This window comes from Reichenbachiella sp., from assembly GCF_039944555.1.
Classification (GTDB): Bacteria; Bacteroidota; Bacteroidia; order Cytophagales; family Cyclobacteriaceae; genus Reichenbachiella.
In genome coordinates this window covers 67,602-79,324 of sequence record NZ_JBDUYN010000013.1, presented here as the reverse complement: position 1 = coordinate 79,324, position 11,723 = coordinate 67,602, and the positions used below count along the sequence as shown (strand labels likewise).

Annotated in this window: 6 protein-coding genes; 3 read left to right on the top strand and 3 right to left on the bottom strand. The window is 41.8% G+C overall.

Annotated features, from left to right (window positions below; translation table 11 throughout):
• Positions 1–74 precede the first annotated feature (74 nt).
• Positions 75–752 carry a SiaB family protein kinase gene (locus ABJD64_RS20665; protein ID WP_348182342.1) on the top strand — a complete coding sequence of 226 codons (678 nt, stop codon included), beginning with the start codon at positions 75–77 and terminating at the stop codon, positions 750–752.
• 100 nt (positions 753–852) lie between these two features.
• On the opposite strand, the gene ABJD64_RS20660 is transcribed toward ABJD64_RS20665, so the two are convergent.
• From ABJD64_RS20660 to ABJD64_RS20650, 3 genes are all read right to left on the bottom strand, one after another.
• On the bottom strand, positions 853–4,008 hold the full coding sequence (locus ABJD64_RS20660; RefSeq protein ID WP_348182344.1) for a CHAT domain-containing tetratricopeptide repeat protein: 3,156 nt from the start codon (positions 4,006–4,008) through the stop codon (positions 853–855).
• A gap of 69 nt (positions 4,009–4,077) precedes the next feature.
• Complete coding sequence (locus tag ABJD64_RS20655) at positions 4,078–4,863, bottom strand: hypothetical protein (RefSeq protein ID WP_348195291.1); 786 nt, start codon at positions 4,861–4,863, stop codon at positions 4,078–4,080.
• Positions 4,797–5,369, bottom strand: coding sequence for a sigma-70 family RNA polymerase sigma factor (locus tag ABJD64_RS20650; RefSeq protein WP_348182347.1), 573 nt, complete (start codon positions 5,367–5,369; stop codon positions 4,797–4,799). The genes ABJD64_RS20655 and ABJD64_RS20650 overlap by 67 nt, the downstream gene beginning before the upstream one ends.
• Before the next feature lie 183 nt (positions 5,370–5,552).
• On the opposite strand from ABJD64_RS20650, the gene ABJD64_RS20645 reads away from it, so the two are divergent.
• Both ABJD64_RS20645 and ABJD64_RS20640 read left to right on the top strand, forming a co-directional pair.
• On the top strand, positions 5,553–9,038 hold the full coding sequence (locus tag ABJD64_RS20645) for an RHS repeat domain-containing protein (RefSeq protein ID WP_348182349.1): 3,486 nt from the start codon (positions 5,553–5,555) through the stop codon (positions 9,036–9,038).
• A 13-nt stretch (positions 9,039–9,051) separates the two neighbouring features.
• Complete coding sequence (locus ABJD64_RS20640) at positions 9,052–11,700, top strand: DUF6443 domain-containing protein (RefSeq protein WP_348182351.1); 2,649 nt, start codon at positions 9,052–9,054, stop codon at positions 11,698–11,700.
• Positions 11,701–11,723: the final 23 nt, after the last annotated feature.

Below are 11,723 nucleotides of genomic sequence, written 5' to 3'. Positions count from 1 at the left end.
TTGGAGTTTAACATATTATTTTTGTAGATTTAAACCATAGTGTACCTATACCGTAGTATTGGGTTTGTAACTATATGGATGAAAAAACAAATGAAATGCTCGGGGCCTTCGATGAATGGAAGGAGGAAAAATCTACTCAACACGACATGATTGAAGATGTAAAGAAAAAGAGCGAATCTGAGGCAGAAACGAAAAATGTTAACAGTTTCGATTTGTACAATAAAATATATAATGAAAATGTGTTGCTCATGTATAAAGGCGCAATCACGTTTGATTTAGTAACCTCGGTGATCGAAACACTTGACAGAAAGGTGAACATGACTGAGACTGACAAGAAGGTTCAGAAGATGTTTTACAGTGCAGCAGTAGAATGTGTGCACAATCTTTATCATCATATGGATGAAGTGAAAGGACACTTCAAAGAGATTTCAGAGCACGATGCTAAATCTGGCCTGATTACCGTTATCGCTAAGGAAAAATACTATAACATTATCACTGGTAATTTTATCCCTACAAAACACACTTATGATTTGAAGGACAAGATTGAAGAGGTGAATAATACGGACAAAGATGGCCTTAGAGCCCTATATAAAGAGACGCTGAGCAATGGAGAGTTTTCCGAAAAGGGGACTGCCGGTTTGGGGCTGATACAGTTGGCTCGTAAAACAGGAGAGAAGCTCAACTACAAATTTGATAAGGTAAATAGTGAATATTCCTATTTCACTTTCCAGATCAAGATCAATCGGGTGTAATTGTAATAGGAAGACTCGCTAAGAAATTTTAGAGTCCTGCATTAGCGGGATTTTTTGTTTTTAAGCATGGGAATTTCAATAGTGATTATATGAAATAAAGTCAGGAATAGTTTCTTTTTTTTGATTTAAAAAAGATAAGGCTGATCAGGATCAAAAATGCTCCTGAGGCTAAAATATACGTCCAGGCATTATCCCTATCGAATTCAATTGTGGAAGTATTACCAAATACCACAAAGCCTCCCCAATAAAAAGGATTGGCATAAGCCTTGTCAGCACTTTGAAGAAATTCAAGTTTCGCTTTACTGAGCGCCCTGCTTTTTGTCATACCTTTGTTCAGGTTTTGGTAAAATAGGTTCATGATCTGGTTAGTTGATTGATCATCTACAGACCATTGGCTCATTACCGTGCTTTTGCACCCCGCTGAGGTAAACCCATAAGCCAAACTTCGTATGCCTTCTCCTCTCTCCAGTTTACCAAAACCTGTATTGCAAGCACTCAATACTACCATTTCAGCATTTAGGTCCATACCGAACAGCTCATATGTATGCAGATAACCATCTTCGATAGAGTCGTTTTCGCTTTGCGCAAATACCAATTTCGAATACATGGGGTCATTATCCTCAATCAGCGCGTGCATAGCCAAATGAACGATACTTGAATTAGCGGCCTCTTTCTTGAACAAATCCTCCCGTGCCTCTGAACCTAGTTGAGATTTTCCATCCAATAAGTTGGCGATGGTTTCCACTTCACTTTCATTCCATCGCAAATCCGCTACCGCGTCTCTAAATTGGCCAGCTTCGTAAAGAGTTTGATCGCCTGTGGGGTTGGGATAAGAAGGAGCAAAACCTATGTAATTGTTACTTATTGATTCGGATGACCCATTATCTTTATGAACCAACGAAGCTGAATATCCATAGCTAATAGTATAATTTTTAATCAAATAATCTAACGCCCTGTAATCTCCCGTTTGGCTCTCAGAAGGTTTGCTGAGTAAGATTTCAAAAGGCACATAGTATAATTTCCCATCCGGAATAATAATGAGTCCCTGGATAGAGTTATCGATTTGGATTTGATTGATGATATCAGCAAAGCACAAAGCGTATAGCTTATGAGAGTAATTGATAAACTGATTAAAAGTCTCTTCAGTATTTTGACCTTTACTCCATAGATCAACGACCTGTCTGAAGCCATCAACGCTTTGGTTAATCTTATCACTTTTATCTATTTGAGCGGTTCGGACTTGATCTTTGGAAATGGCCATAACATAGAAAGTGCTATCACCTTCGAAATATTCTATCATTGCCGTGTTAGCTGCTAGCTCTTTTTGAAAGTCGGAAATATTTACAGAAGCTTCCTGGTATCTTAATTGGTAATATGAAGGGTATTTTTTCTTAAAAACTTCAACCAAGGAATCATGGGTTCGTCTCAGTGAAAACAACTTTTCCTTGAATCGCTTGTTATCGAGCGAGTCGTTGGATTTCTGCAATATTTTAGATTTGAAATAGACTTGTTCGGTAAGGTTATTTTGCTCTGTGGCAATTAAATCCTCTGGTAAGAGCCCCCTTCTTTTGCCCTCTTTGGCCCGAACTGATTCTGAGAGCAGAGCCGCCTTGCTTTTTTCCATGAATTGCCAGCTCTTATTTAAATAGACCGGATCTTGAGTGACTTCATATAATTCCAGGTTCAATCGAATAGCTCCTTCATAAATAACAGAAAAAGTTTTGGCTAATTCAATTTTATCCTCGAAGTTGAGAAATGATCTTCTCAATTGATTAACCTGTTGATCACAAAGTTCAAAGGTAGACAATGCCAACCTTTGTTTATCTTGATCGAGACGAATTTCGGGATTCTTCAGCCAGCATAGCGCTTTTGATTTGAGTGCATGTAGCAAGTAAAGCGGATCAAAGGAATTATTTAAAGAAGGATTGACTAAGGTTGAAGTGTCATTAAAATTTGACACATTGGCGATCAGACTTTGTTGAAAGTATTGACCGGCTTCTTTGAAGTTTTTTTGATCGTAACGTACAATACCCAGGTTGTAATAAATTTTTGCCAAAGCTGCATTTTTATTTCCATGTAACTGCTTGTATGTTTTGATCGATTTCAATAATTGGCTCGCTGCCAGGTTATAGTCTCCCAACTTAGAATAAATCAGTGAAACACTTGCCCTGCTTTCCGCTATCAAAGGGTGTGTATCTCCAAATTGATCAACCAATGGTTTAAGTGTACTCAGTTTTTGTTCTAATGCCTCCCTGTATTTCCCTTGATCAAAATAAATTTCTGCTTTATTAAAAAGGTGCATGCTTGCGTAATAATGATTAGATCCAAAATGCCCTATAATCAGATCCAGGGCTTTTTGATGAACTTCCAACGCACGATCATATTGCTTTAGCATCCGGTAGGTATCTGAGATATTAGCATACGTAAAGCCTCTATTCATGTCATCAACAAATTCGGCTTGTTCAACGATCTCGATTGAATTGAGGTAATATTCAAGTGCCATATGGTAAATGCCCATTCTAAAATAAACAAGCCCCATATTATTATAAAAGTAAGCAAGGTGTCGATGCTCAGTCCCATATCTATTTTTTGTTAGCTGAATTGCTTTGTTAAAGTATTTCAGTGAGTACTCATAGGAGTTTATATCAGAGTAGATATTACCAATATTATTATAAACAATGGCTAGTTGAGCATCATCAGATTGAATATTTCCCTCCATGATTGAGAGTGCCAAGAGCAGGTTTTCGAGAGCCAGATCATATTTACCTTCCTCTGTATATAATCGACCAATGTTAGCATAGACCTTGGATAAGTCGTAGGGATCTCCCTTGTGTTCATTAAGAATGGCAAGGGCCTTGTTTAAGTAAAAATGTGCCGAATCCAAGGAACCAATAGTGACATAAACATTACCAATATTTAAATATCCAGCAGCCAAAAGGGATTCCTTTCCTTCAATATTTTCACCAATCTCCTTTAAAACCAGATGAGAGGTTTCAAGACAACGAGCAAAATCATGAGATCTGGAATAAACTTTTGCTAGCTTGGCAAGACTTTCTAAATATCTCTTCGTGTACAGAGTGCTCTTAAATAGGTCGACTGACGAATTAAGATAGTGAAGTGCACTATCGTATTTACCCTGGCTCAATAGTGAGTCTCCACGTTGATAGTAATAATTGGCCAAAGTAGTATCACTTTTCAATGACTCTTGGCCATGAAGTGATGTTGCCAGCAAAATAGTTAATGTAAAAGCTAGCACGATTCTCTTTTTAGGCTTAAGCATTTTCAATTATTCCTTGGTAAATCGCAAGATAGAAATTTTTCCTTGCTATTCGAGCTCCTGAACTAAGATGGTTGCTTCGGGACTAAACAGCTGATTTTGATCTATGATATGGTTTAAGACATTCTTGGCCAATTTTACCTGATCGTTTTTCAAATAGGCTAGTGCCAGATACCATTGGTTATTGTGGCTGGTTATCTTGTCCTGATTTTTTGTGCCCAAAGAAAAGTACTCGATGGCAGCATAAGGCTGATTCAGTTCGAGATAGCAATTACCTATATAAATGGCTAGATCTTCATTTTCACTTCTTTTGGAGTATTTATCCAAAAAAACTACGAGAGCTTTTTGATAGTCACCCCTGCGATAATGTTCCATTGCAGACTGGGTATCTTCTTGTTCTCCTCTTAAGTTGGGGTTAGGTGGATAAACTTCATAGTAGGCCTGATATAATCTATCGTGCTGCGTTGCTACATTTATCCAATACAACCCTAAAGTCATTAAAATAACTACAGAAGCTGCAACAAGACTTATTCTTTTATAATTGATGCGTTTGACTGTGTCCTCCTTAGATTGATAATAGATGGTACGCATCTCTTTTTTGAGTGATTCGTGCTTTAGATCTGCAAGAGTGGTTTGCGCACGTTGCCATTGTGCAGCAAAAGACTCAGAAGATTCAACTTTCTGTTGAAATTCTTTCTTTTCCTCTATCGATAGCTCATGGTCCAAGTTTTTCTCAATTAAGGTAATATCGTAGTCAGAAAGTTGCATCACACCAGGGTATCTTTGATATTTTTCTGAAGCTGGTCTACTTCCAAAAGAAGTTTTTTGAAACATCGTGATTTGGAAGTCTTAGCTACGTCGGCACCAGTAAAACCCATAATTTCGGCTATTTCAGTCATTCGCTTATTTTCAATGTAAAACAACGTCAATAGCGTTTTACACTTATCTCCCAGGCGGTTTAAAGCTTGAAAACTGATTTTACGATGATTTTCCTTGCGTGAAATAATCATGTCATTGTCATATAGTTCATCATAAACCTCATTAAGCTGTTTACGCTGTATTTTTTCTTTATTGTATCTCGCCAGCCACATGTGGTAACAAGTAGAAAAAAGATAGGCTTTAAGGTTGGTGAGGTATTCAATTTGTCCATGCAGTACCTTCTCTCTAAAGTTAAGTACTGCATCCATCAATATATCTTCAGCATCTTCTTCCGAACAACCTGTTTTTTTGATCAGTAGTCCGACGCAATAAAGGGCGTAATTATCAAATATTACTTTGAGACAGTCATTATTGCCTGTGGCTAATTCTGCCCTTATTTGTTCAAGTGAAATGGTTTTCAATAAAGTAATATGATGTTGGGATAAAAGTAAACAATGGAAACTTAATTGAAAAAAATGCCAGGTAGATGTTTACCTTTTTGACATCTGTTTATACCCTTCCGAAAACTCCCTGATAGGAAATCAAATAGTCGTCCTGCAGTTGCTCTGGCAATACAGGGCTAAACACTTCAAGAATACAAAATCATGATGAAAATTAACTCTGATGTTAGAAGCCGAAGGAGGGTACATCGCTCGGTATTATCCTTTGCAGCAGCTATGTTACTTTGGATACCATATTCGGCTGCCCAATTTAGTATGGATGAAATAGAGGCTGCAGTTTTGCCTCCTTCTCCTACGGCCGCCGCTTTAGGCAAATACGGAGAAATCCCAGTTAGCTTATCGTCAGGTTTGCCCAGCGTTTCTATTCCGCTGACGGTGTTTAGTACCGGAGATATCCAGGTGCCTATTTCATTGAGCTATTATTCCGGTGGACTGAAAGTAGACCAATCTCCCAGCTGGGTAGGCATGGGTTGGTCTTTGAACGCAGGGGGAGTAATCACCCGAACGGTGAAAGACAGACCTGATGGACCGGGTCAGGTGCCATACCCCGAAAATATGTCTATGGATGATTTTGATGCCCTTCATTATATCGACCTGGCCGAGGATGATGAAAACATCCATTTTGATTCTGAACTAGATACTTACTCATTTAACTTCCTGGGTTATTCGGGGAGATTTGTCATGGATAGAAATGGAGAGACTTATATCTATCCAAGGCAGAATTTCCAGGTCGAAAGACAGGTAGACGAGTCAGCTACTCAGGACAATAGTATTAAGATTATCGCCAGCGACGGGACTGTGTTTTATTTTGGAGGAACCAACGGTACTGAATATTCCAAATCGAGCTGGTCAGGGGCTGGTTGCGGCAAAAACTACGATACCTTCACAGAGACAGCTTTTTATTTAGTAAAAATCGAGAATCCGAATGGTAGTGAAGTGAATTTTGAATATGACCTCTATCATCACACCTATAATTCCGGTATCAGTCAGACGGCTAAAAGCCTGGTTTCTAAGTCCCAGGCTTGTGCAAGCGATACTCAGCCACCCAGCTATCCTACAACGACCTGTACCTCTAGTGTTGAGGTAAAAGAAAGACGATTAACCAGGATTTATTCGACGGGCTATGGGCAGATCCTATTCGATCGGGGAGCAACACAAATGCTACAATCGGTACTGGATAGCTCAGGGGTGCAGGGACTAAGAAGGCAGTTTGATCTATCCTATGTGACCACGACCAATAACCGTATGTTTTTGACGTCCGTTACCGAAAAGGATGCCAGCCAGGTGTCTCACAGAGTTCATGCATTTGAGTATGAAGATCAGGAGGCCTTTCCCGCCTTATTGAGTTATGATCGGGATCATTGGGGATACTACAATGCTGCTGGCAATACCACGTTGCTCGATGGAGAAGGACATGAAAATGAATTTTTAGGCCCGTATCCTTTCGCTTCATATAACGCTAACCGCGAACCTAACCTCGAAGCGACAAAAAAAGGGGTTCTAAAGAGAATTACTTACCCTACCGGAGGTAGTACCACCTTTGATTTTGAGCTCAATGAGGCAGAAGTTCAGGAACTGGTCTATCATGCTACTACTAATATTGCGAAATCAGTCCAGGGTGCTGCACTCAACGCACTTCCTGAAGTAACAACTCAGACCTACCAGTTGGGTACGTTCGCCCACGGACAGATTATTGAATACAACGTGAACTCGTCGGCTTTTGTGACCATGCCCATTCATGATATGACTTGGGCGACTATTTTGGATATCACCGATGGAAGCATAGCCCTGAGTATCAATGTCAGCGACGGAGAGAGCCTCTCAGGTACTTTTGAGGTCACTGCCGGCCATAGATACGCACTGGAAGTAAGTGCAGAAAGAGGGATGCAGATCAATTTTTCATTTGATTACTATTCTGCTGCTCCGGATTTGAAGGCTGTGTCAAAAAAAGTAGGCGGCCTTCGGATCAAACGATTAACCAACCATGATTTGAGTGATAAGAATAACATTAAAACTTATTACTACGGGCCTATGAATGACTTGGCTACTTCATCTGGAGAAGTCAGGCATCAGCCAGCATATTTTGTGAAGACACAACAATCACAACAATGCACAGACGGTCCTGTTGGAAACTATCAAATACTGGTTTATGGTCAATTGCATTCCAGCAGTGTACACAATCTATATCTGACGGGTGGAAGTCACATTACCTATCGTTATGTGAATGTAAGCCATGGAGAAAATTTTGAGGGAGGAGGCGAGCAGCATCAATTTAGGATATCTGTCGATACCCCCGGAAAACTGATCTATGGTTCCTACTTCCAAAATCAGCCGCTCAACAATTCTGCCTGGGACAATGGACAAGAGCTTGAGACCATCCTCTACAAACGTGATCAGGATCAAAACATCATTTTATCAAAAACAACGAATGAATACCAATTGGACCAACGTCAGCAGGGTGCTGGCAACAGCTTGGTAATCAATAAGAGATATGACTTTCCATTTCATAGCGATTATGTAAAAGTCTGTGATAACGATTCAACAAATGACGAAATCATTGACAACATATGTGTAGCGAATCATATACATGCAAGAGGGACGAGTCTATTTTGGCGGGGTTGGCGCTGCAGGAGGCCGGATAGTGATAATAGAGATGTTGTAGTAGCCATACTGCCCTGTTACAACAAAACTTCAGCTGATACAGTAATCGTTACCCGATCTCTTGAAGCCACCGACATCATGGAATATAGCTTCAAAGATTACTGGAGCTACTTGTCTAAATCTACCCAGGTCACCTATGATGAAAATGGTCAGAATCCGGTGACGACAGTCACAGACTTTGTCTATGACAATCCTGATCATCTCGGCTTATCAAAACAGATCACCACCAATAGCCTGGGCCAGCAGTTGATCAGTCAAACCAAATACCCGCAAGACTATCCTTATCTGGAGAACTCGGTATTGGACACTATGGTGAATCGAAATATTATCGCAGTTCCTATAGAAAAGATCAATACCGTAGATGGTTTGGTGGCCTCGGCCAGTGCCGTGCAATATGAACATTTGACCACGGATGACCTGTTCGTACCGAAGACCTTTTATACCTATGATACGGATGCACCTTCGGCCAGCTTCTCTGGCTCTGCAGATGGAGAGATATTTAACTCTTACCGATCAACCGGAACCATACTGAAGCGTGATGATAAGGGCCATGTATTATCGCTGCAAAAAGAAAATGATCTGATTGTTTCCTACATCTGGGGCTATCAAAAATCCCAGGTTGTGGCCAAAGTGGTGAATGCAGCTTATGCTGATGTTTCGGGATTTGTAAGTGCGATTCAATCGGCATCGAATGCCGATGATGATCATTGTCAGGATGGGAGTAATTGTGATGAAGAAACCCTGAGATCTGTGCTGGATACGATGAGAAACGCATCCGCTTTGTCTGATGCGCTGATCACCACCTATACCTACGATCCTGCGATTGGGCTTACTTCTGAAACCGGCCCGGATGGACAGATCACCTATTACGAATATGATGACCTGGGCAGACTTAAACTGATCAAGGATCAGGATGGTCATGTACGCCAGGCTTATGATTACCACTATGCTGACCTTTCCGCTCAATAAAAGACCTCGACTTATGAAACTAATGCAAAGATACTCGCTAACCATTTTGAAAAAATCATCTGGACATATTGTCAATTACGCTTCACGTTGTGCGATGGTCATGTTTATCCTTTTGAGCCTTTTTACAACCGCTCTCGGACAACCGCCCTCAGGAGAGGGGGATGATCCACCGGCAGTACCCGTTACTTCATTTACACAATCACATAACTGTGGGCAATCCAGCATTACCCGCTCTAGTAATCCACCTGCCGGGGTCCTGTGGTACTGGCAAACTTCTAATTCAGGAACCAGTAAAAGTTATCAGTTGGCCACCTATCAGGCCAGCAGTGCCGCGGTATACTATCTGAAGGCCTATGATCCGCTTAACGACCTATGGAGCGTTTCATCTTTGAGCGTGACCGTAAGTTTATCGAATTTCTTAGTCAAACCAGGTATACCTACCGCACCTTCGGTATCCAATGATTGTGGCGGCTCAGTACTCACACGGGGCAATCCACCAACCAACGTGACCTGGTATTGGCAAAGCAGTGCGACAGGCACGGATACAGGCAATTCTGCAGTATCTGTTACACGGACCTCGGGGATAGTTTACTATTTGCGCGCCAGACACGATGTCAACAGTTGTTGGTCGAATGCCGTATCCGTGAGTTATGGTGTTCAAACCAAGCCAGATGTCCCCAATTCGGCTTCAATTACAAGCAGCTATCAAGTTGGCTCAACCACCTTGACCCGAACCGACCCGGCAGATCCGTTGGAAGAATGGTTTTGGCAATTGACGCCTTCCGGGACTCAAACAGACCCATTGTACAAAGGTCAAACCTTCACTGTGACATCAGGGAATACCATTTACCTAAGATCCAGATACAAACTCTCCTTATGCTGGTCTGATGCAAGGACCATAGGATATCAGATTCAGCAAAGCCCAGCCGCTCCGAGTCAACCAACAATATTGACGAGTTGCGGTGAGGTGAGGGTACAACGTGGGACTCCGCCTTCAGGGGAGACCTGGTACTGGCAAAGTACTTCCTCCGGTGAAAGCATAAATTCTGATGAAGAAATCATTACACTGACCACCACACAGGAAATTCTCAACAACGGAAAACATTATTTAAGAAGCAGGAATGATACTTTCGGCTTTTGGTCAACAGCGACAGAAATAAGCTATGCCATCGAAGATATTCCTGCGGAGCCGACTGTCGCTAATGTTTCAGTTTGTGCTGGCGATACAGAAACCATTACGATTACCCCGTTGCCCGGACATGACATCAAATGGTATACAACCGAAACTGGAGGAACAACATTCCATACCGGCAATAGTTACACCGTATCAGCTGCCAATACCTATTATGTCTCTCATTATAATCAAACCACCGGATGTGAAAGCACCAGAGATGACCTGATTGTGGTCTTGGTGCCGGCCAGTAATGGAGGTGTAATTACAGGCTACACCACTGGTTTTGGAGAAATGAATGGGAGTTTGTTGGTGACAGGAGCTGCCGGAGATATCATGTGGCAAAAGAAGGTTGGTACACAGTGGATAGACTCAGGCAACTATGGTACAGGTCATGGTTATACCAATACTGAAGATACGGAATATCGAGTCAGAGCCATCAATGGCTACTGCCAGGAGGCCTATTCCGCTGTAGCCACGAATGTGGTATACGCGAATCCGGAAATTCTGACCAAGGGAGGACTGGTTATGGACTACCAGGATAGTATTAACCTGGTGACCAGTCCTGCCGGCTATGACAGCTATCAGTGGATCAAAGACGGGGCAGATGTAGTTGGAGAAACAAATCCAACATTAGTAGCCGGTGATCCTGGAACCTACCAGGTACGCGTGACACTAAATAGTCTGAGCAAGACTTCTGAGTCTGTTGTGCTGATAACGCCTACAGTGGCCACGGATTATAATCAGGTGAAGACCTATGCGGTGGTAGATGAAGGTCTGTCACAGTTTAGCGACCTGAACGCTCCCAATGAGAATAAGTTCAGAGAGCGCACCCAATATCTGGATGGTCTGGGACGTCCTGTACAATCAGTAATCAAGAAAGGGTCGCCGGGATCATTTGATGTCGTTCAGCCCATCGAATATGATCACCTGGGTCGTGCTAAAAAAAGCCACCTGCCCTATGCGCTGGATCCGGCCAAGCTGGGAGGAAGTCCAGTAAGTGACGGAAGTTTTAAGCCTGGCATGCTCGCCGACCAGAATACCTATTATGACGGAATTTTTAATGGAAATTCAGGAGACTATGCCTTCAGCGAGACTGAAATTGAAAACTCACCGCTCAATCGCTCCCTTAAAACCTATGCTCCCGGTGCGGCCTGGGCCAAGGATAATGGCGATAAACCGGTCGCTTTTAGCTACAGGGACAATAATCTCAATGAGGTGATTCTATTTGAGATTGCCGGAAGTTCAATTGTAAAATCCGGACATTATGAAGCAGGCTCATTGTACAAAACGACAATCACTGATGAAAATGGCAGTCGGGTAGAAGAATTTAAAAACAAAACGGGACAGGTAGTACTCAAAAAAGTGCAAGTATCCAGCGGGGCGCCAGTCAATGATAACGATTGGCTCCAGACCTACTACATCTACGATGACCTGTCAAATCTAAGATTTGTGCTTCCTCCTGCGGCATTAGAATTTATAAACAACTAAAGCCATGTCAACCCTTTTTTCAA

Coding starts and splice junctions, on each gene's coding strand:
- ABJD64_RS20665 (WP_348182342.1), top strand. CDS start 75: ATGGATGAAAAAACAAATGAAATGCTCGGGGCCTTCGATGAATGGAAG.
- ABJD64_RS20655 (WP_348195291.1), bottom strand. CDS start 4,863: ATGTTTCAAAAAACTTCTTTTGGAAGTAGACCAGCTTCAGAAAAATAT.
- ABJD64_RS20645 (WP_348182349.1), top strand. CDS start 5,553: ATGATGAAAATTAACTCTGATGTTAGAAGCCGAAGGAGGGTACATCGC.
- ABJD64_RS20640 (WP_348182351.1), top strand. CDS start 9,052: ATGAAACTAATGCAAAGATACTCGCTAACCATTTTGAAAAAATCATCT.